Here is a 21699-nt window from a genome sequence, read left to right as displayed (position 1 = left end):
ATTCAACGCCTGATCAGGCAGCCGGTTCCAGCTCGGCAGCCGCAGTGACAGGTGCAGGCACTACCGCTTGCCCGCTCAACGCCAGGTCCAGCAGTTCACGGTTGGCCACCGCGTACATGGCGTAGTCAGTGCCGCTGGCGGCACGGATTTCCACCAGCATGGCGCGCCAGCGTTCGATCATGCCTTCGTGCTGTTCCATCCACAGCGCCAGGCGTGTTTCCACGTCCTGAGTGCCGTCGCCCTGTTGCAGGACGGAGATGGTGATCGCACGTTGCTGCCAGTCGACGTCATCGCGGAACGCTTCACGGGCCAGGGCTTGCCAGTTGTTTTCAACCGGCAGAGCGCTGATCTGTTGCAGGTACCAGGTGATGTCCAGCGCGCTGCCCACGGCGAAGTAAGCCTTGGCCACGTCCGCAGGGTTCTGGCCGGTCACGTCGGAGGCTTCGATGATCGGCAGCAGCGTGTACAGGTGCGAAGTGCCAGCCACCATGCGCGCGAGCAACTCCGGCACACCGGCTTCGACGTACGCTTCATAGCGGGTCTGCCAGTTCTCGTGGATCTCGCCACTCAGCAGCTCGTCGAGCTTGAGACCCAGCTCCTTCAGGTGCGGACCGAAATGCGCGACGTCACGGGCAGCATTCTGCTCGTTGCGGCGGGCACGCAGGAACCAGCGCGTAGCGCGACGGCCCAGGCGCATCAGCTCGTCCATCAGCTCCAGTTGCACGTCTGCGGAAACCTGATAGTCCAGGGCTTCGATCTGACGGAACCAGTGCGGGAGATGGAAGATGTCACGCACGATCACATAAGCGCCGGCCACGTTCGCCGGGCTCATGCCGGTCGACTCTTTGAGTCGTTGAACAAAGGTGATGCCCATGTGGTTCACCAGATCGTTGGCGATCTGGGTGCTGACGATTTCGCGCTTCAGACGGTGACGGCGCATGGCTGCGGAGAACTTGCTCACCAGGCTCGGCGGGAAAGCGGTTTCCATGTCGCGCGTCAGGTAGTCGTCGTCCGGCACCTGGGAGTTGAGCAGCGCTTCCTTGAGATCGATCTTGCTGTAGGAGATCAGCACCGACAGCTCGGCACGGGTCAGGCCGTGGCCTTCTGCGAGGCGTTCGTTGATCGCCTCTTCAGCCGGCAGGAACTCGATGGCACGATCCAGCTTGCCGCGGCCTTCCAGATCGTTCATCAGCCGCTTGTATTCGGCAATCCGCACGAAAGCACGGCGGGCCGCCAGGGACAGGGCCTGAGTCTGCTTGTAGTTGTTGCCCAGTACCAGGTTGCCGACTTCGTCGGTCATGCTCGCCAGCAACTCATTGCGTTGCTTGGCAGTCATGTCACCGGCCTGAACCACTTCGTTCAGCAGGATCTTGATGTTCACTTCGTGGTCGGAGCAGTCCACACCACCGGCGTTGTCGATGAAGTCGGTGTTGGAGCCGCCGCCATTGAGGCCGAATTCGACACGACCCAGTTGGGTCATGCCGAGGTTACCGCCCTCGCCCACAACTTTGCAGCGCAGTTCGTTGCCGTTCACGCGCAGTGCATCGTTGGCCTTGTCGCCGACATCGGCGTGGCTTTCGCTGCTGGCTTTGACGTAAGTGCCGATACCGCCGTTCCACAACAGGTCTACCGGTGCCTTGAGCAAGGCATTCAGCAGTTCGGTCGGGGTCAGCTTGTCGGCCTGAATGTCGAAACGCTCTTTCATCTGCGGGGAAATCGCGATGCTTTTCGCGCTACGGGAGAAGATCCCGCCGCCTTCGGACATGATGCTGGTGTCGTAATCCGACCAAGCCGAACGCGGCAGGTCGAACAGGCGCTGACGCTCGGCGAAGCTGTTCGCAGGCTCCGGGTTCGGGTCGATGAAGATGTGCAGGTGGTTGAACGCGGCAACCAGTTGCAGCGTCTCGGACATCAACAGGCCGTTACCGAATACGTCACCGGCCATGTCGCCGACACCGACCACGGTGATGCTGTCTTTCTGGACATTGATGCCGCGCTCGCGGAAGTGACGTTGTACGCCCACCCACGCGCCCTTGGCGGTGATGCCCATCTTCTTGTGGTCGTAACCGGCCGAGCCGCCCGATGCGAAGGCATCGCCGAGCCAGAAGCCGTAGTCGATGGCGATACCGTTGGCGATGTCGGAGAAGGTTGCAGTGCCCTTGTCCGCAGCGACCACCAGGTACGGGTCATCATCGTCATGACGCACGACGTTGGCCGGCGGAACCAGCGCGCCGTCTTTCAGGTTGTCGGTGATGTCCAACAGGCCCGAGATGAAGATGCGGTAGCAGGCGATGCCCTCGGCCGCGATCTCGTCACGGCTGCCGCCCAGTGGCAAGCGGCGCGGCAGGAAGCCGCCCTTGGCGCCCACTGGCACGATGACCGAGTTCTTCACTTGCTGGGCTTTTACCAGGCCCAGGACTTCGGTGCGGAAGTCTTCTTCACGGTCAGACCAGCGCAGACCACCGCGAGCAACGTTGCCGAAGCGCAGGTGCACGCCTTCAACGCGCGGCGAGTAAACGAAGATTTCGAACTTCGGTACAGGCTTCGGCAGCTCTGGAATCTGGTGCGGGTTGAACTTGAAGCTGAAGTAGGACTTGTTCTTGCCGTTCGCGTCGGTCTGGTAGAAGTTGGTACGCAACGTGGCCTTGATCAGGTCCAGGTAGCGACGCAGGATGCGGTCTTCGTTCAGCACCTGGACTTCGTCCAGCGCGGCGATGATCGCGTGTTCCAGGCGTTGCTGCTTGTCTTCCAGATCGTCGCCGGTCAGCTTGCGCGCCAGGTAGAAACGGGTCTTGAACAACCGGGTCAACTCGCGAGCGATGTCGGTGTGGTTGTTCAGGGTGCTGGCGATGTAACCCAGGTCGAAGCCCAGGCGAATCTGCTTCATGTAACGGGCGTAGGCACGCAGCAGCGCAACGTCGCGCCATGGCAGGCCGGCGGTCAGCACCAAACGGTTGAACGCATCGTTCTCGGCATCGCCGCGCACGATGTGGACGAAGGCGTCCTGCAAGGTGTCGTTGAGTTGCTGGATGTCGAGTTCCAGGCCTTCGGCGGCGGTGAACGCGAAGTCATGAATCCAGAATTCGCGGCCATTGTTGTGACGCAGGCGGTACGGGAATTCACCCAGTACGCGCAGACCGAGGTTTTCCAGGATCGGCAACACGTCGGACAGCGCCAGCGGCGTGTCGGCGTGATACAGCTTGCAGTGCAGCTCGCGCTGACCGGAGACCTGACCCAGTGGCTGATAGAAGCTCATCACCAACGGGTTTTTTTCGTTCAGGCTCAGCAGGTGCTGCATGTCGACCACGGCCGAGTGGGCAGCGAAACGCTCGCGGTAACCGGCCGGGAAGCCTTTCGGGAAGTCTGCCAGCACGTTGGTGCCGTGGGCTTCGCCGAAGCTTTCGACGATCAGGCTGGCGTAGTCGTCCTGCCAGCTGCGGCAGGCCTGGATCACTTCGTTTTCCAGTTGCAGCGGGTCGATATCGAGACGGTTCTTCGGATCGACGCGCAGAATCAGTTGCACGCGAGCCAGCACGGATTCGGAGAAGAAGGTCCAGAACTCGCAATCCGAGGCTTTCAGGCGATCCATCAGCACTTGCTGGATCTTCTGGCGCACTTCGGTGGAGTAGATGTCACGCGGCACGTAGGCCAGGCAGTAGCAGAAACGGCCGTACGGGTCTTTGCGCAGGAACACGCGAATCTTGTTGCGTTCCTGGATCTGCACGATCGACATCACGGTGCTGAACAGCTCGTCCACCGGGGTCTGGAACAGATCATCGCGTGGCAGCACTTCAACCACCTGCGCCAGTTCCTTGCCCAGGTGAGCCTTGGGCTGGAAGCCGGAACGGCGTTCGATTTCCTCGACCTTGCGGCGGATGTACGGAATGACCCGCACGCTCTCGCCATACACCGAAGAGGTGTACAGGCCCATGAAACGGCATTCCTTGATGACTTTGCCGTCGGCGTCGATTTCACGGATCGACACGTAATCCGGGTAGGCCGGACGGTGTACACGGCTCGGGTGTGCCGCCTTGGCGAACGACAACAGGGTCGGTTCGCGCAGGTAATTCACGGCGTAGTCTTCGATGCGCAGGTCATCGTAGGTCAGGCCGGTGCGCAGCAGTTTGGTCAGGCCCAGGAACGAATCCTGGTCGTAGACGATGTGGCCGCCGTCGACTTCATCGCGAACCACGAATTCTTCATAGCCCAGGAACGTGAAGTGGTTGCCCACCAGCCATTCCAGGAAGCTTTTGATTTCGGCTTTTTCTTCTGGATCAACCGCGAACCGGCTGCTGTCCAGGTTGGTCAGGATTTCCTGGACCTTGGCTTTCATCGGTTCAAAATCGGTGACCGCAACGCGGACTTCACCGAGAACCTGCTCCAGCTCTTTGGTCAGGACATTCAGTTCGGCCGCGTTGGCGCAACGGTCGATTTCCAGGTACATCAGCGATTCTTGCAGAATGCCTTCGCCCTGGGTGCCCTTCGGCAGGATTTCCAGCAGCTCGCCCTTGCTGCCGCGACGCACGCTCAGCACAGTGGTTTGCAGGGTATGAATGCTGTAGCCGCGACGGTTCAGCTCGGTACGCACCGAATCCACCAGGAATGGCAGGTCGTGGTGCAGCACTTCGACCGCGGTGTGGGTCGACTGCCAGCCGTGGCGTTCGTAATCCGGGTTGTAGACGCGAACTTGCGGTTGCGCGTGATCGAAGCGCTCAAGCAGGCGCCACGCAGAAAGGGTGCAGCCGGCGAGGTCGGACAACCGACGCTGGGTCAGCTCGTCCAGGGAAATGATGCCGAAGAATTGTTCAGCGAACAGCGCCACTTGTGGCAGTGCCTGTTCACTGATGTGCTGGGCCAGTGCCGCTTGCAGTTGGTGCTGGAAGTCGGCTTTGCTGGCTGCGGTGAAGAACGCCATCTGTGGTACTCCGCTTGGGCTTGTTATTGATGGAAGCGTCGCGTGCAAAACCCCTTTCGGGGCGATCCGTCACCCTGTTCCTGGTTCTCGGGCAGAGGAAACAGGATGACAGGTGGGTGAAGCTGGACGAGACACTCAGGTCACATTCACCTTCCATGAAGGGTTATCGGCAAAAACGCCTGTGCGATGAATTGCACAATGTCTTTACGGATATCCATTCGATGCGCAGCTTAACGAGTGCGGCAAGGCCTGTGCTTGCGGCGCTGCGACATATTCGGTCATCGGTACGCAGCTCGCGTCATGTGCCTCGAACAACACTAGCAGCCGTGCAGGAAAACGGGCGTTTTATCCCCGGGTTTACGGCTTTTGCGTACCCGAAATGACCAGCAACACGCTGAGCGTTCACGACACATCCTCTGACACTCAGACGAGCAGAAATTCCCGAGGGCTGGCAGAATCGCCTTTTATTGCGTTCACAACGCTCGCCGAGCCAGGATTTCCCCATGCAAATGACCACCCCACTCTTGATCGTCAACCCGTGCGATGACGAAGAAGACAACATGGCCATGCTCTGCTGCCACAGCGAACAGGGCGACATGTTCCTGATGACCCGCTACCCGGACGAAGACGAGCTGGAAATCACCCTTGATGGCGAGCCTTCGACGCTGGACGGCGTGAAAGTCACCTTGAGCCCTACCCGCTTGCTGATTGAAATCGCGGCGGCGGATGCGGATGCGTTGAATGGGGATGATTCGCTGGAGATCATTCACAGCACCGATGCGAGTGATCTGGCTGAAGTTGAATTGACCTTGCAGAACATCCTCAAGGGGACCGGCACCTATATCAGCAAGATTTGAAGGTGCCTTGACCGGCCTCATCGCGAGCAGGCTCGCTCCCACAATTGACCGCGTTCTTTCAGATACATGCGGTCCACTGTGTGAGCGAGCCTGCTCGCGATGAGGCCCGAAAGAACACCTCCAGCCCTGGAACCTCACAAATCTCCAACAATTTCACCCACCTATTCCCACACTTTGCACAAAATGCCGTTAGTCGCCGCCCCCCGCGATGGATTAAAGTAACGCCCCCAGCCCTGGCGTTATTCGAACGTCTTCGGTCACCCTTTCCAGGAACAGTCATCGATGGAACATCGTGAAGCGCTGCTAGCGCTGCGAACCTTTCTTTCAACGCAGATTCTCGGCCAGGAAAAACTCATCGAGCGCTTGCTCATCGCCTTGCTCGCCGACGGCCACATGCTGGTCGAGGGCGCCCCGGGGCTGGCCAAGACCAAGGCCATCAAAGAACTCGCCGAAGGCATCGAAGCCCAGTTCCACCGCATCCAGTTCACCCCCGACCTGCTGCCGGCCGACATTACCGGCACGGAAATCTATCGCCCGGAAACCGGCAGTTTCGTGTTCCAGCAAGGCCCGATCTTCCATAACCTGGTGCTGGCGGACGAAATCAACCGCGCCCCTGCCAAAGTTCAATCAGCCCTACTCGAAGCCATGGCCGAGCGCCAGGTCAGTGTCGGGCGCAGCACTTACGAGCTATCGCCCCTGTTTCTGGTGATGGCCACGCAAAACCCGATCGAGCAGGAAGGCACTTATCCGCTGCCCGAGGCCCAGCTCGACCGCTTCCTGATGCACGTCAAAATCGGCTTCCCGGACGCCGCTGTTGAACGCCGGATCCTGCAACAGGCCCGCGGCGAAGCCCTGAATGGCGAAACCAAGCCAGAGCGCCGGGTCAGCCAGCAGGCGATTTTTGCCGCACGCAAGGAAATCCTCGGCCTGTACATGGCCGACGCCGTGGAGGAATACCTGGTGCAACTGGTCATGGCCACGCGCACCCCGGCCAAATTCGATCCGGAGATGGCCGAGTGGATCGCCTACGGCGCCAGTCCTCGCGGTTCGATTGCCCTAGACCGTTGTGCCCGGGCTCACGCCTGGCTGGCCGGTCGCGACTTCGTCAGCCCGGAAGACATTCAGGCGGTGCTGTTTGACGTGTTGCGCCATCGCATCATTCTTTCCTTTGAAGCCGAAGCCGCTGGCATCGATCAGGACCGGGTGGTCCAGCGGATTCTCGACGTCGTAGCCGTCGCTTGACCCCGATGAACGCCCTCCTGCCGCCCGAGCCGGGCATCCGCGTCAGCCTCGCCGAGCTGATCGAGATGCGCCATCGCGTGCGTGAAGTGCAGCTGTTTTCCACGCCGAGCCAGCGCAGCCCGTTGATCGGACTGCACCACTCCAAGCTGCGTGGCCGTGGCGTGGACTTCGATCAGGTGCGGGTCTATCAGGCTGGCGACGACGTGCGCACCATCGACTGGCGCGTCACCGCCCGCACCCAGGAGCCTCACACCAAACTGTTCCACGAAGAACGCGAGCGGCCGATTTTCATCATGGTCGAGCAAAGCCGCCGGCTGTTTTTCGGCTCCGGGTTGATGTTCAAATCGGTGCTCGCCGCGCAAGCAGCGAGTCTGATCGGCTGGGCGGCCTTGGGCCATAACGACCGGGTCGGCGGGCTTGTGTTCGGCGACAACGAGCACTACGAGATCAAGCCCCGGCGCAGCAAACAGAGCCTGCTGCAACTGCTGAACCGCCTGGTGCGGGTCAATCAGTCGCTGCACACCGAAAGCGAGCAGAACCGCGACTCCCTCAACCTCGCACTGCGTCGTGCGCGGGAAGTGCTGCGCCCCGGCAGTCTGGTGATCGTGATCTGTGATGAGCGTGCGTTGACCGAGGGTTCCGAACAGCAACTGAGTTTGTTGTCGCGCCATTGCGATCTATTGCTGCTGCCATTGTCCGATCCGCTGGACCACGCCCTGCCCGCCGCCGGGCTGCTTCGCTTCGCCGAACGGGGCGCGCAACTGGAGCTCGACACGCTGAATTTCGACCTGCGCCAGACCTACCGCGCCCAGGCCGAAGCACGGATCGCCCGCTGGGAACTGCTAGCGCAAAAGCTGCGCGTTCTGCTGATGCCGCTGAGCACACAGAGCGAGATGGTCGAGCAACTCCGTGAATACCTGAACCCACAGAAACCGGGGAAAGGTCGATGAGCAGCCTTGATCAACTGCAACCGCTGATCTCCCCGCCGCCCATCGAGTTCTGGCCACCCGCGCCCGGCTGGTGGCTGCTGCTGTTATTGCTGCCACTGATCGGTTTCGGGCTGTGGAAGGCACGGCGATTCATTCCGGACAAACGCCCTGTCGTGCGCGCCGAACAACCGCTGGACCCGGTGCGTATCGCCGCACTCGCCGAACTGGCGCGGATGCCAAAACCCTACGACGGCGCACCGGCCGGCGCCTGGTTGCAGCAACTCAATGGCTTGCTCAAACGCCTGTGCCGTAACCATTACCCTTACAGCCAGAGCCATACCCTCAACGGACGCAAATGGCTGGCGTTCCTCGACAACCGCTGCCCGGCCGCCGGCCTGACCCGCTGGATGGTGCTGGTCGAAGGCGCCTACAAACCCGAATGCAAACTCGACGACAAGGCCATCGCCGGCCTCACGCAGGCCGTCGACACCTGGATTCGCAAACATGTTTGAGTTCGCCTGGCCGTGGATCTTTGCCCTGCTGCCGCTGCCCTGGTTGATGCGCGTGCTGCTGCCAGTGGCCGACAGTGGCGAACCGGCGCTCAAAGTCAGTTTTCTCAATGACCTCGAAGGCCTGGCCCGCCGCCGTGCCCGGGCCAACCTGCCGGCGTGGCGCCAGCAAGCACCGTTCATTCTGTTGTGGCTGTTGCTGCTGATGGCGGCGGCGCGCCCGCAATGGCTGGGTGATCCGCTACCCATTGCCGCCAGTGGTCGCGATCTGCTGGTGGCGGTGGACGTGTCCGGTTCCATGGATTTCCCCGACATGCAGTGGCAGGACGAAGACGTCAGTCGACTGTCGCTGGTTCAGCATTTGCTCGGTGACTTCCTTGAAAGTCGCGACGGCGATCGCGTCGGCCTGATCCTGTTTGGCAGTCAGGCTTACCTGCAAGCGCCCCTGACGTTCGACCGGCACACCGTGCGCGTCTGGCTCGACGAAGCGCGCATCGGCATTGCCGGCAAAAACACCGCAATCGGCGATGCCATCGGCTTGGCACTCAAGCGGCTGCGCATGCGTCCGGCCCAGAGCCGCGTGCTGATCCTGGTGACGGACGGCGCTAACAACGGCGGTGAAATCGACCCGCTCACGGCGGCGCGGCTGGCGGCGAAAGAAGGCGTGAAAATCTACCCGATCGGCATTGGCGCCGACCCGGAGCAAAGTGGCACCTTGGGCTTCCTTGGGATCAATCCGAGCCTGGACCTCGACGAACCGGCCTTGAAAGCCATCGCCCAAGCCACCGGCGGTCAATACTTCCGCGCTCACGATGGCAAAGAACTGCAGACGATCAAGGACACCCTCGACACACTCGAGCCCGTGACTCAGCAACCGACCCAGGCCCGTCCGGCGCAGGCGTTGTATCACTGGCCTCTGGCGATGGCGCTGCTGCTGAGCATGTTGCTGGTGGTGCGCGAGCGTTGGCCGGATAACCCGTTGCAACGACTGTTTACCAAGGATCTGTTTTTGCAGACGCAACTGCCTGACTGGCGCCAGCGACTCAAACGCCTGCGTCTGCGGAGGCGTCGATGAGTGCGCTGTGGCCGTACTGGTTCCGCCCCTGGTGGCTGCTGTTATTGCCGCTGCTGGGCTGGCTGCTCTGGCAACTCTGGCATCGGCAAAAGCGCGCCGGGCGCTGGCAGATGATCCTGCCGCCGGCCTTTCACGCCGCGTTGTTGAGTGGTGGCAGCGGTCGCGACAGCAAATTGCCGTGGGTCGTCCTCGGCGTGGCGTGGGTGCTGACCGTCCTGGCTTTATTGGGTCCGAGCTGGCAGCGCGTCGAACAAATCAGTCAGAAACCCGCCGACCCGCTGGTGGTCGTGCTGGAGTTGACCCCGGAAATGCTCGCCACCGACGTTGCGCCGAACCGGCTCGAACAGGCCCGACGCAAACTGCTGGACCTGCTGCAAATCCGCAGCGACGCCCAGACGGCAATCGTCGTTTACGCCGGCAGCGCCCACACTTTGGTGCCACTGTCTGACGACCTCTCGACCAGCCGTAATCTGCTGGACGCGCTCAAGCCTTCGCTGATGCCCGAGGCCGGCCATCGCGCCGATCTGGCGGTGACCAAGGCCCTGGCGTTGCTGAATCAAGGCGATTTGGGCGAAGGCCGGATCCTGTTGATCGGTTCAACCCTGACGGAGCTGGAACGCGAAGGCATTCGCCAGGCGCTGGAGAGAAAATCGACGCAGTTCCTGATGCTCGGAATCGGCACCGCTGAAGGCGCGCCGGTCGCGCAGGAAGACGGCAGTTTTCTCAAGGACGATCAGGGCGCGATTCTGGTACCGCACCTGGACAGCCCGAGCCTGAAAGCCTTTGCCAATGACCTTGGTGGTCGTTATCGCCCGGCGCGTCTGGACGATGCCGACCTGCGCGGGCTCGGCTTGCTCGACGGCCCTCGCACACTGCGCAACGATGGCCAAACCTTGCGCCTCGACAGCTGGGCCGATCAGGGTTACTGGTTGCTGCTGCCGCTTTTGCTGCTGGCGGCGTGCGCCGGTCGTCGTGGCTGGCTGTTCTGTCTGCCGCTGCTGTTTCTGCTGCCGCAACCGAGCTATGCCTTCGACTTCGAAGACTTGTGGCTGCGCCCCGATCAACGGGGCCTGCACTTGCTCCGTCAGGGCCATCCGGCGAAGGCTTCGCAGCACTTTGAAGATCCGCAGTGGCAAGGCGTGGCGCTCTATGAGGCCGGCGACTACAGCGGCGCCGCCCAGCGGTTCGCACAAGGTAACGACGCGCACGCCCACTACAATCGTGGCAACGCACTGGCCAAAAGCGGTGAGCTGGAGGCGGCGCTGGACGCCTACGATCAGGCACTGGAGCGGCAACCGGATTTGCGTCCGGCACAGACCAACAAGGCGCTGGTAGAAAGTCTGCTCAAGCAGAAAAACGCCCCGCCACCGGTTGAGCCGCAGAAATCCGCCGATGACGACGCCCAGACCACCGCGCAAGAGCCGCCACCGGGTGCCGCCACGGAGCCGGCGGACATTGACCACCCCAATTCCGACGCCGAGCAGACCACACCGGACGCCGGGCAGCAGGCGACGACGCCGCCGAAACCGGGCGCCAATGAAGTCCCGGGCAGCGAACTGGGGGACGAACAAACCACCACGCCACCGATGCGGCCGGCCAGTGACAATATCGATGGCGAACAGCGTCAGGCGCTGGAGCAATGGCTGCGCAAGATCCCGGATGACCCGGGTGAATTGCTCAGGCGCAAATTCTGGTACGAACAGCAACAACATCAGGATCAGGAAAAAACTCGATGACCCGCTTCACCCTTTTCATGCTCGCCCTGCTGCTCTGTACCGCTCAGGCCCAGGCGGCAGCGCTGGTCGCCAGTGTGGATCGCAGTCGCCTGAACTCCGGCGAGACGGTCGAATTGACCCTGGAATCCAGTGACGTGACGCAGTTCGGCAAGCCTGACCTGACGCCGCTGGAGCCGCTGTTCGAAGTGCGCGGCACCCGCCAGGTCAACCAACTGACGACCCTGAACGGCGACAACCGCGCCACCACGCGCTGGATCATCACTCTGCTGCCGAAGGAAAACGGCAGCGTGACGATTCCACCGTTGCAGCTGGGCGATGTCCAGAGCCAGCCAATTACTGTGCAAGTGATCGAAAGCGAAACCCAGGACACCGCGAAAAAACTGGCCCCGGTGTTCATTGACGCAAGCCTCGACCAGACCAGTGTGTACGTGCAGGCCCAGGCCATCCTGACGTTGCGCATCTACCATTCCGTGTCGCTGTACGACGACAGCAGCCTGACTCCGTTGCAAATTCCCGATGCGCGGATCGAACAACTCGGCGAGACGCGCACGTACGAGAAAGTCATCAACAACCTGCGTCATGGCGTGATCGAAATGCGCTATGCGATCTACCCGCAACACAGTGGCGAATTGACCATTGCGGCGCAGGTATTCAGTGCCACGCTGGTGGACGCTCAACCCACCCAGGACGCCGCTGCCCAAGTGCCGAAATCCGGAAAACTGATGCGCGTGAGCTCCACCCCGATTCTGCTGACGGTCAAGGCCAAGCCCATTACCTACCCAACCGACCTGCCCTGGTTGCCGGCCCGCAACCTGAGCCTGAGCGAAAGCTGGAACCCGGAGCCGGACCAAGCGCAGGTGGGTGATTCGCTGACCCGCAGCCTGACCTTGAAAGCCGAAGGCCTGGCCAGCTCACAACTGCCGCCGCTGCCCGCCACCGACGTCAATGGCCTGCGACGCTACCCGGATCAACCGGTGCTGAGCAATCAAAGCACCGAGCGCGGCTTGATCGGCAGTCGTGAAGATCGCGAAGCGCTGGTGCCGGGCCGCAGTGGCGCAATCGAGCTGCCGGCAGTGGAAGTGGTCTGGTGGAACACTTTCGAGGATCACCTCGAACACAGCAGCCTGCCGGCCCGAACCCTGCAAGTGGCGAGTAATCCGAGCCTGGTGGTCGACACACCGGCTGGCACGCCGCCGGTCATGTCCGCAGCCGACAGCGAAACCCTTTGGCGCTGGAAACTCAGCACCCTGATCCTGGCCTGCACCACTTTGCTGGGTTTTGGCCTCTGGTGGCGTGGCCGTTGGCAACCGGCCGTGCTGCGTGCCGCGCAGACCGGCCCGAGCCCGCGCACCGTCCTCGACGAACTCAAGCGCGCCTGCCAGGTCAACGACTCCCACGCCACCCGCCAGGCCCTCGATGCCTGGGCCCGGCAGCAACCGGAAACCCTCGCCGACATGGCCGCCCGCTTCGTGCCGCTGTCCGACGCGCTGGACGGCCTGAACGGCGCGCTCTACAGCGAAACCGGCCAGCACTGGCAAGGCGAAGAACTGTGGCGGGCAATCAAGGCGATCCCGATTGCCGAACGGGTTCAGGATCCGGTGGGTGACAGTGGCCTGCCGCCGCTTTACCCGAAGTAAGACCGCGTCATCGTTCATCGTCGGATCGCCGCCCGGAGCCGGCTCGCTCCCACAGGGGATCTGCGGTGTACACAAATCCAATGTGGGAGCGAGCCTGCTCGCGATGACGGCCTAAAAATCACCACACACATCAAGCCAGGGCAAAAATAACGGCCCTGACGCGCCCGAACGACAGTTTGCCAGTAAACTCTCTCCCCTTTCGCCGCCATCACTTTCCACGCGGCCATTACCTTATTTCCTACGGAGTTCGCCTTGCGTCTGTTTCACACCTCCGACTGGCACCTTGGGCAGAACCTGCACGGCCAGGAACGCGATTTCGAGCACGCCTGCTTTCTTGAATGGCTGTTGCGCCAGCTGAAGCTGGACCAGCCAGATGTACTGTTGATCGCCGGCGATATCTTCGACACGGTCAATCCGCCGGTCAAAGCCCAGGAACGCCTCTACGAATTCATCGTCAGCGCCCACGAGCAGCAACCGTTGCTGACCATCGTGATCATCGCCGGCAACCACGACTCCGGCTCGCGGATCGAACTGCCTGCACCGTTGATGCGCCGTTTGCGCACCCATGCGCTCGGGCGCGTGCTGTGGCTGGATGACGGTCAACTGGATGCCGAACGGCTGTTGCTGCCATTGCCGGATGCCAGCGGTGAAATTGCTGGCTGGTGCCTGGCGCTGCCGTTTTTGCGACCTGCCGAAGTCACCGGCGCGCAATTGGGGGACAACTACCTGCGCGGCATCGGTCAGGTTCACGAATGGCTGATCGAAGCGGCCAATGCCAAACGCAAGCCGGGCCAGGCGCTGATTGCCATCAGCCATGCGCACATGGCCGGCGGTTCCGTTTCGGAAGACTCCGAGCGCAGTCTGATCATCGGCAATGCCGAAGCCCTGCCCGCCAGTCTGTTCGGGCCGAGCATCAGCTATGTCGCGCTGGGGCATTTGCACAAGCCGCAGAAGGTCAACGGTGAAGAACGCATCCGCTACAGCGGCTCGCCGATTCCGTTGTCGTTCTCGGAAATCGGTTATCAGCATCAGATTCTCGACGTCACGCTCGATGGCGAAACCCTGGTCAGCGTCGAACCGAAACTGATTCCCCGCGCGGTCAACCTGCAACGCATCGGCCCGGCACCCCTGGCCGAAATCCTCTTGCAACTGGCCGACCTGCCGAACATCGATTTGCTCGCCGATATCCAGCGCCAGCCGTGGCTGGAAGTTCGCGTGCGGCTCGACGAACCGCAACCCGATCTGCGTCATCAAGTAGAAACCGCCCTGCAAGGCAAAGCCGTGCGCCTGGTGCGCATCGCCGCCGAGTACGCCGGCAATGGCAGTCGCGAGGGTGTCGATGACGGCACGACTTTGATAGAACTGGACCAGCTCACGCCCCAGGAATTGTTCAGCCGCGCCTGGCAGGACAGCTATGGCAGCGAGGTCGATGAGCAGACGCTGAAGGACTTTGCCGAGTTGCTGCAGGACGTGCAGATGGAGAGCGAACAACCATGAAGATCCTCGCGATCCGCCTGAAAAACCTCGCCTCCCTGGCCGGGCCTTTTGAAATCGACTTCACCGCTGAACCGCTGGCGAGCGCCGGCCTGTTTGCGATCACCGGGCCGACCGGTGCCGGTAAAAGCACCTTGCTCGATGCTTTGTGCCTCGCCCTGTTTGGCGCCGTGCCCCGGCTGAGCAACGCCCAGGCCTCCGCCAAAGCGCCGGACGCCGATGGCGAAATCAGCACCGGCGACCCGCGCACCTTGCTGCGTCGCGGCACCGGCGAAGGCTATGCCGAAGTGGATTTCGTCGGCATCGATGGCCGTCGTTACCGTGCGCGCTGGGAAGCCAATCGCGCCCGGGAAAAGGCCGGCGGCAAGCTGCAAATCAGTCGTCAGAGTCTGCGCGACATCGATCAGGATCAACTGCTGGCCAGTCAGAAAGTCGAGTTCAAAACCCAGCTCGAAGCCGTGCTGGGCCTGAACTTCGAACAGTTCACCCGCGCCGTGCTGCTGGCCCAGAGCGAGTTCAGCGCCTTTCTAAAGGCCAACGACAACGAACGCAGCGAATTGCTGGAGAAGCTCACCGACACGGCGCTTTACACCCGGCTCGGTCGCCGTGCTTTCGACAAAGCCAAAGACGCCCGCGACGCGCACAAGTTGTTGCAGGATCAGGCCACGGGCGTTACGCCGCTGTCACCCGAAGCGCGGGCCGAGCTTGATGAGCGTTTCAATGCGGCGCAACAGCAACTCAAGACCCAGCAAGCGCAGCTCAAACAGCTTGAATTGCAGCACACCTGGCTCAAAGACCTGCGTCAATTACAGGAAGAACAACAGAGCGCCACCGAGCAACTGACCAGCGCCCGGCAGCACTGGGAAAGCCTGGCCGGCGAGCGGTTGAAGCTGACGCGCCTGGAACAACTGGCCCCGCAACGGCACCAGTTCGCCCGCAAGACCGAACTCACCGCCCAGCTCACCCCACTGGCGGCGCAGATTCAGCAACATACCCAGCAGCAAGCCGAGTTGAATGAGCGTCAGGCACAACTCGAACAGAGTTTGAGCGCTGCGCAGACCGCGCTGGTTGAAGCCCAAAGCCAACACACCACCAGTGCACCACTGCTGCGACAAGCCTTTGAAGAGCAAAGCACCCTCGCCCGGCTGGTCAAAGAAGCCAGTGCAAGTGCGGACCTCAAGCAACAAGCGGAACTGGTCTGCACTCAAGGGCAGAACACGATTCAAGGCTTGCTCGAGCAACAAAAGCAGGTGGCTGCACGTCTGGAGCGGATTGCCGGGGAGCTTGAGCAAAGCACGCCTCTGGCGCCATTGAGCGAGGCCTGGAACGCCTACCGGGATCGTCTGCAACAGCTGATGCTGATCGGCAACCGCTTGAACAAAGGCCAGGCTGAACTGGCTTCCCTTGAGCAAAGCGCTGCCCGCGCAGGCGAAGAACTGGCCGCGCAAAAACAGAATCTGGAAGTGCTCTACAAAGAAGCCGGCGCCGAACCCGAGGCCGTGGCCGAGCAGATCCAGTTGCTTGGCACTCTGTTGCAGGACAACCGTAAACAACTGCGAGCGTTCGAAGAGCTGACACGGCTGTGGGCCAGCCAGCTGGAGATCGACAAGCGCGGTGCAGAACTTCAGCAACGCCAGCTCAGCGCTCAGCAGGAACGTGATCGCCTGACTCAGGATGGCGTGAAAACCAAGAACGACCTGGTCGTCGCCGAACAGACCCTGAGCGTCACTCGCGAACTGCTGGAGCGTCAGCGTCTGGCCCGCAGCGCCAGCGTCGAAGAGCTGCGCGCACAGTTGCAGGACGATCAACCGTGCCCGGTCTGCGGCAGCCCCGACCATCCCTATCATCAGCCCGAAGCCTTGCTGCAAAGCCTCGGTCGCCACGATGAAAGCGAGCAGGCCAACGCGCAAAAAGCGGTTGACCTGCTGAAAGAAAAACTCACCGATTTACGCGGCGAAGTCGGCGGTTTGATTGCTCAGCAAAAAGAACTGTTGCAGCAACAGGACCAACTCGCCACCCAGCAACAAGGCCTGACGCCGAGCCTCGAAGCGCATCCGCTGTCCACGCAATTGCTGGCCCAGGATGCGAGCAAACGCGACAACTGGCTGGTGCAACAAAATAGCCAGTTGAACCAGAGCATCACCCAGGATGAACATCGGCAAACCGCCCTGCTCACGCTGCAACAGGACGCCGCGCGCCTTCAGCAGCAACTGCGCAGTGCCGAAGCCGCGAGCCAGCAAGCGACTCAGCACCTGAGCAATCAACAGCGTGAGCTGAGCAGCGATCGCCAGCGTCTGGACGAAGAGTTGAGCGCTTTCAGCACCCTGCTCCCGGCCGAGACGCTTGAAGCGTTGCGCAACGAACCGGCCGCGACGTTCATGCAACTTGACCGGCAGATCGCCCAGCGTCTGGAGCAACTCGACCAGCAACGCGATGAGCTCGGCGAACAGCAGCAGCGGCAGCAGACGCTGGAAAAAGAACAGGACCGTCAACTGGCCCGCGTCCAGGCATTGGAAGCGGCCCAGCAACAGTTCAACGTCCTTGCCGAGCAGCAACAAGCTTGCCAGCAACAATTGACGCAATTGCTTGGCGAGCACAGCAGCGCCGAACACTGGCAGCAGCAACTGGATCAAGCCGTCGAACAGGCGCGTACTGCTCAGGCAACGGCCCATCAGGAACTGCAAACCGTGCGCACGCGGTTAGTCGAACTGGCTGCCGAGCTCAACGCCAGACAAGAGCGCCTGCTGGCTCTTGAAACGGAAGACCGCGAACTGAGCGCGAAGATCGCCGACTGGCGCGCCCTGCATCCGGAGCTGGATGACGGCGGGCTGGAAGCCCTGTTGAGTGTCGACGATCAGCAAGTCAGCGAACTACGCCAGCAATTGCAGCAAAGCGAAAAAGCCATCGAACAGGCCAGCGTGCGATTGCAGGAGCGCGATCAGCGTCTGCTCAATCATCAGGCGCAACACAACGGCAACCTCGACGCCGAGCAACTCGCCACGGCCCTGACAGACCTGCAAAACCTGTTCACCGCCAGCGAACACCGTTGCGCCGAACTGCGTGCCGAACAGGCCGAGGATCAGCGCCGGCAGAACGCCAACCAGGCCCTGGCGCAGCAGATCGCCGACGCCTACAGCGAGTACCAGCGCTGGGCCCGTTTGAATGCGCTGATCGGTTCGGCCACCGGCGACACGTTCCGCAAGATCGCTCAGGCCTACAACCTCGACTTGCTGGTGCATCACGCCAACGTGCAGTTGCGGCAACTGGTGCGGCGCTATCGCCTGAAGCGCGGCGGCAGCATGCTCGGGTTGTTGGTGATGGACACCGAGATGGGCGACGAGCTGCGTTCGGTGCATTCGTTGTCGGGCGGTGAGACGTTCCTGGTGTCGCTGGCCTTGGCGCTCGGTCTGGCGTCGATGGCCTCCAGCACACTGAAAATCGAATCGCTGTTCATCGACGAAGGCTTCGGCAGCCTCGATCCGGAATCCCTGCAACTGGCCATGGATGCGCTGGATGGCCTGCAAGCACAAGGCCGCAAGGTCGCGGTGATTTCCCACGTGCAGGAAATGCATGAGCGCATTCCGGTGCAGATTCAGGTCCATCGTCAGGGCAATGGCCTGAGTACTTTGGAGGTGAAATGAATACGCTGTATTCGTTCCGCCGTTGCCCTTACGCCATGCGAGCGCGCATGGCCCTGCGCTATTCGGGCGTTGCGGTGCAGATCGTCGAGGTCAGCCTGAAGGCCAAACCCGCCGAGATGCTCGCCCTGTCGCCCAAGGGTACGGTCCCGGTGCTGAGCGTCGACGGTCAGGTCGTCGATGAAAGCCTGGCGATCATGCGTTGGGCCTTGGCGCAGAACGATCCGCAGGATTGGCTGCTCAAGGATGATCCCGCCGCACACAGGCAAATCGCCGTGCTCATTGAAGAGAACGATCAGGCGTTCAAGGTGCATCTGAATCGCTACAAGTACGCCGAGCGTTACCCTGAGCAGCCGATGGAAACCTATCGCGCTGCAGGTGAGGAGTTCTTGCGCAAGCTGGATGAATTGCTGGAGGGACGCGACTATTTGCAGACCGGGCATCCGAGCCTGGCGGATGTGGCGTTGATGCCGTTCATACGGCAATTCGCCCATGTCGATCGCGAGTGGTTCGGGCAGACGCCTTATGTGCGGTTGCAGGTTTGGTTGCAGCGGTTTTTGGAATCAGAGCTGTTTGTAGGCGTGATGCAGAAGTAACGCTTAACCCCTGTGGCGAGGGAGCTTGTCGGAACGCCGCACCGTCCCGCTCGGGTGCGAAGCAGCCCCCTTCAATCTTTCTGACACACCGAGTCGCCCGGTTTACGACTGCTGCGCAGCCGAGCGGGACGGTGCGGCGTTCCGACAAGCTCCCTCGCCACAAACGATTCAGTGGCTGCTCGCTTTCAGGCGAACACTTCACACATTTCCAGTACCGAGCAATCAACCTGAAACGGCCCGAAAAAATCGTCTTGGCGTTTCATCGGCGGATTGCCTGCCAGCAGTCCCAAGGCTTTCGCCGTTTCAATGTCTCGCGCGAGGTTGTGATTGGCTTCGATGGACCGCGCAACCGAACCTGCCGAGCCCTGCCCTATCCCCAACAGTGAAGCGCCGTTGGTCATGAACGCCAGAAAAGCGATGACCCAGAGTTTGCCCCCTTTCATGCCCCTGCCGCTCCCGCCAAGTCTTCGTGATCGACCACCACGTTTTGCGCGCGGTGTTCGAACTGGATGGCGGGATAAGCGACCTGAACGGGTGCTTCGAAGGTGTGCTGCGAGTGCGCGGAAATGCTGACGACCAATACCAGGGCCACGTAAAGACCTATGGCCAGGTAGGCGCCGTATTTGGCAGAAGTGATGATTGAGCTGGCCATGGTGTTCTCCGTGGGCATGTTTCAGAGCCCACAGAATCGATCAAAAAAGCTGTGACAACCACTCAGGGTTTTCCATAGTAACCATCAGCTTCATTAATCATTAAGCCAGTCTATTTCAGTCTTCAATAAAACTCATCAAGCGCTCGCGGGCCGCATCCGGCTCGTCTGTAACGGGCTGGGCAGCCGAAAGAATGGGGGTGGAATAGAGAAACAGAAGAACCACTGCCAGACGCATCGCCATGCTGTCGATCCTTGTTATTAGAAAAGGAGTCAAAAACTCAGCGTCAAATCTAAACGCGTGGCCATGTGATATCAAGCGCTTGATTGATGGCAATGTGATGCTGTCGTAAACGCGTTATGCAGGAGCGACATCACTCAGGTTTCTCGAAGCTGGTTCAGCCCGATCGACGCAAGTGACTTCGCTCCTGCATAAAAGGTGCAAGGCTTGAATTTCAGGCTTGGGTCTTGTGATCCAGTGCCGCGTAGAAGTTGGCACTCTGTTGCAGATATTTCTGGGTGTAGCTCTGGGCGTGAGATTTTTTGTCGGTGATTTCAACGTTGGCGCTGGCTGGCAGAGCCACGGTGGCAGAGATGGCGGATGCGGCGATGATGGAGAAGAGATTGAAGTTCATGGCGGTATTCCTCGTATTCAGTTGGCTTGCTTGCCCGGTTGGGCCGTGGAGCAAACTTAACCTTCGAGGTTGGCGCCTTGAAATCTTTTGTAGCATTAGCAGATATCAGTCTCATTAATACAAGGATGCAGGCCCCAGCAACCGGGGCCTGCGGCTTATTGACGCACCAGGAACTTGAGATCGCTCGGGGCATCCATCGGCAGTTTCTGCACGGTTTTACCCAGCAGACCGCTCTGGGCATCGCGTTCGATCACCACAATCTGGTTGCTTTTCTGGTTGGCAATCAGCAAAAACTTGCCACTCGGATCGAGGCTGAACTCGCGGGGGTGATCACCTTCCACCGAACGCCGTTGCAGCTCCTTGAGGTGGCCAGTCGCAGGATCAATGGCAAACACCAGCAACTGATTGGCAGTGCCACGGTTGCTGACGTAGAGGAATTTGCCATCGCCCGATGCGTGCAGCGCAGCGGCAGCCTTGTCTGAGACAGGTTGACCCGCCGCCAGATCCACCATCTGCGTTTGCTCAAGCTTGCCGTTCTGGTAATCGAACACCGCGACCTGCGCGCTCATTTCCATGGTCAGCCAGGCGTGTTTGCCATCGGCGCTGAACAGCAAATGACGCGGTCCGCTGCCAGCTGGCAACTGCACGGACGCCGGGGTGGCGGCAACCAGCGGCAGCACCGGGTTCGCCTTGGGATCGAAGCGGTAGACAAAGACCTTGTCGGCGCCCAGGTCGTTGGAGAACACAAACTGGCCGTCCGGGGACGAAACCGTCGAATGCACATGCGCCGACATCTGCCGCTCAGGATTGACCCTGCTCGACGGATGACTGCTCATCTGCACTACGTTTTTGAGCTTGCCGTCGGCAGCCACAGGCAACACCGCCAGCGTGCCACCCGGGTCTTCAACCACCGAATAATTGCTGACAAACAAATGACTGGCATCACCGCTGAGGCTTGAATGCGTCGGCTCGTTGCCCAGGCTCTGTACCTGATTGATCAGGCTCAGTGCATGGGTCTTGGGGTCGATCGCATAACTGCTGACGCGCCCGACCGGATCTTTCTGACCGGGGCCATTTTCGTTGACCACAAACAGGTGGAGCTGATCCTTTGAAACGGTCAGCCAGGATGGATTTTCACTGGTGACCACTTGCAGCGGCTTTGGGTTGATGTGGCCGGTGGCGCTGTCGAAGTTCAGTCGATAAATCCCCTCGCTCTGCCCCGCCGTGTAGGAACCGACCAGCAATTGATAGTCGTCGGCCGATGCAGCCTCAATACCCATCGCGCCGATGCTGCCGGCCATCAACAGTGGCCAGAGCTTATGCATCCAGATTCCCTTCTTCTTCGTCGTCATCACCGCGGAACGCGGTCATGCACACCAAGCGGTGCTCGCCGGAATCACCGGTGATCAGCCAGCTTTGCAGAGTCGGGTCGAAGGTCGCGGCCTCGACCTCGGCCGGGGTGAATTCCCAGTGTTTGGACACGCGGCCGTCGAGGCATTCGATGTGCAGATTGTCGTCTTCATCGAGGGAGAATTCGAACGCGTGCAGCCCGTCGATTTCCACCATATCGCAGTGTTCGAGGGTGGCGAGCAAGGTGTCGGTTGGGGCAGTCATGGCAGTCAATCTTTGAATGGGAAAGACGCAATGATAGCTCAATGTGGCAGCGCCTTAGCGCCGACCACAAATCTCGATCACAACCCCGAACAAATGTGGGAGCGAGCCTGCTCGCGATGGCGGTGTGTCAGTCGATATCTTTTTGACTGATACACCGCCATCGCGAGCAGGCT

17 protein-coding genes are annotated in these 21699 nt (G+C 60.9%); 10 read left to right on the top strand and 7 right to left on the bottom strand.

The genetic code is table 11. The annotated features are described in order from the left end of the window. Positions 1-13: 13 nt before the first annotated feature. Positions 14-4915, bottom strand: a complete 4902-nt coding sequence (locus tag ACRC4F_RS09910; RefSeq protein WP_438659143.1) for an NAD-glutamate dehydrogenase — start codon at positions 4913-4915, stop codon at positions 14-16. Positions 4916-5418: 503 nt separating this feature from the next. Between ACRC4F_RS09910 and ACRC4F_RS09905 the strand changes: the two genes are divergently transcribed. From ACRC4F_RS09905 to ACRC4F_RS09860, 10 genes are all read left to right on the top strand, one after another. Beyond that, entirely contained in the window at positions 5419-5772 is a 354-nt protein-coding gene (locus ACRC4F_RS09905) for a hypothetical protein (RefSeq protein WP_438659142.1), read from the top strand. A gap of 282 nt (positions 5773-6054) precedes the next feature. Then, a complete protein-coding gene (locus ACRC4F_RS09900; protein ID WP_003218556.1) occupies positions 6055-7014 on the top strand; it encodes an AAA family ATPase in 960 nt (319 codons plus the stop codon). A 5-nt stretch (positions 7015-7019) separates the two neighbouring features. Further along, complete coding sequence (locus tag ACRC4F_RS09895) at positions 7020-7964, top strand: DUF58 domain-containing protein (protein WP_438659141.1); 945 nt, start codon at positions 7020-7022, stop codon at positions 7962-7964. Beyond that, positions 7961-8455 carry a DUF4381 domain-containing protein gene (locus ACRC4F_RS09890; RefSeq protein ID WP_438659140.1) on the top strand — a complete coding sequence of 165 codons (495 nt, stop codon included), beginning with the start codon at positions 7961-7963 and terminating at the stop codon, positions 8453-8455. Before ACRC4F_RS09895 ends, ACRC4F_RS09890 begins: the two co-directional genes overlap by 4 nt. Continuing rightward, positions 8448-9527, top strand: a complete 1080-nt coding sequence (locus ACRC4F_RS09885; protein ID WP_438659139.1) for a vWA domain-containing protein — start codon at positions 8448-8450, stop codon at positions 9525-9527. The genes ACRC4F_RS09890 and ACRC4F_RS09885 overlap by 8 nt, the downstream gene beginning before the upstream one ends. Then, positions 9524-11263, top strand: coding sequence for a tetratricopeptide repeat protein (locus ACRC4F_RS09880; RefSeq protein WP_438659138.1), 1740 nt, complete (start codon positions 9524-9526; stop codon positions 11261-11263). The genes ACRC4F_RS09885 and ACRC4F_RS09880 overlap by 4 nt, the downstream gene beginning before the upstream one ends. Continuing rightward, positions 11260-12900 carry a BatD family protein gene (locus ACRC4F_RS09875; protein WP_438659137.1) on the top strand — a complete coding sequence of 547 codons (1641 nt, stop codon included), beginning with the start codon at positions 11260-11262 and terminating at the stop codon, positions 12898-12900. The genes ACRC4F_RS09880 and ACRC4F_RS09875 overlap by 4 nt, the downstream gene beginning before the upstream one ends. Positions 12901-13152: 252 nt before the next feature. Continuing rightward, positions 13153-14397, top strand: coding sequence for an exonuclease SbcCD subunit D C-terminal domain-containing protein (locus ACRC4F_RS09870; protein WP_438659136.1), 1245 nt, complete (start codon positions 13153-13155; stop codon positions 14395-14397). Further along, a complete protein-coding gene (locus ACRC4F_RS09865) occupies positions 14394-18035 on the top strand; it encodes an AAA family ATPase (protein ID WP_438659135.1) in 3642 nt (1213 codons plus the stop codon). Before ACRC4F_RS09870 ends, ACRC4F_RS09865 begins: the two co-directional genes overlap by 4 nt. Next, a complete protein-coding gene (locus ACRC4F_RS09860) occupies positions 18032-18628 on the top strand; it encodes a glutathione S-transferase (protein WP_438659134.1) in 597 nt (198 codons plus the stop codon). The genes ACRC4F_RS09865 and ACRC4F_RS09860 overlap by 4 nt, the downstream gene beginning before the upstream one ends. 185 nt (positions 18629-18813) lie before the next feature. Here the strand turns inward: ACRC4F_RS09860 and ACRC4F_RS09855 are convergent, their stop codons facing one another. The 6 genes from ACRC4F_RS09855 to ACRC4F_RS09830 all read right to left on the bottom strand — a co-directional run bounded on the left by ACRC4F_RS09855 (position 18814) and on the right by ACRC4F_RS09830 (position 21526). Continuing rightward, complete coding sequence (locus ACRC4F_RS09855; RefSeq protein ID WP_438659133.1) at positions 18814-19071, bottom strand: hypothetical protein; 258 nt, start codon at positions 19069-19071, stop codon at positions 18814-18816. Then, a complete protein-coding gene (locus ACRC4F_RS09850; RefSeq protein ID WP_438659132.1) occupies positions 19068-19280 on the bottom strand; it encodes a hypothetical protein in 213 nt (70 codons plus the stop codon). The genes ACRC4F_RS09855 and ACRC4F_RS09850 overlap by 4 nt, the downstream gene beginning before the upstream one ends. Before the next feature lie 115 nt (positions 19281-19395). Continuing rightward, complete coding sequence (locus tag ACRC4F_RS09845; RefSeq protein WP_438659131.1) at positions 19396-19521, bottom strand: hypothetical protein; 126 nt, start codon at positions 19519-19521, stop codon at positions 19396-19398. Positions 19522-19732: 211 nt separating this feature from the next. Continuing rightward, positions 19733-19912, bottom strand: a complete 180-nt coding sequence (locus tag ACRC4F_RS09840; protein WP_438659130.1) for a hypothetical protein — start codon at positions 19910-19912, stop codon at positions 19733-19735. A 155-nt stretch (positions 19913-20067) separates the two neighbouring features. Then, a complete protein-coding gene (locus ACRC4F_RS09835; protein WP_438659129.1) occupies positions 20068-21237 on the bottom strand; it encodes a lactonase family protein in 1170 nt (389 codons plus the stop codon). Beyond that, positions 21230-21526, bottom strand: coding sequence for a DUF5629 family protein (locus tag ACRC4F_RS09830; protein WP_438659128.1), 297 nt, complete (start codon positions 21524-21526; stop codon positions 21230-21232). The genes ACRC4F_RS09835 and ACRC4F_RS09830 overlap by 8 nt, the downstream gene beginning before the upstream one ends. Between the last annotated feature and the right edge of the window lie 173 nt (positions 21527-21699).

Origin of the sequence: Pseudomonas sp., from assembly GCF_051660785.1 — a bacterium.
Taxonomy (GTDB): Bacteria; Pseudomonadota; Gammaproteobacteria; order Pseudomonadales; family Pseudomonadaceae; genus Aquipseudomonas.
Note: the sequence above shows the minus strand (reverse complement) of the source record. Positions and strands in the feature narration are given on the sequence as shown.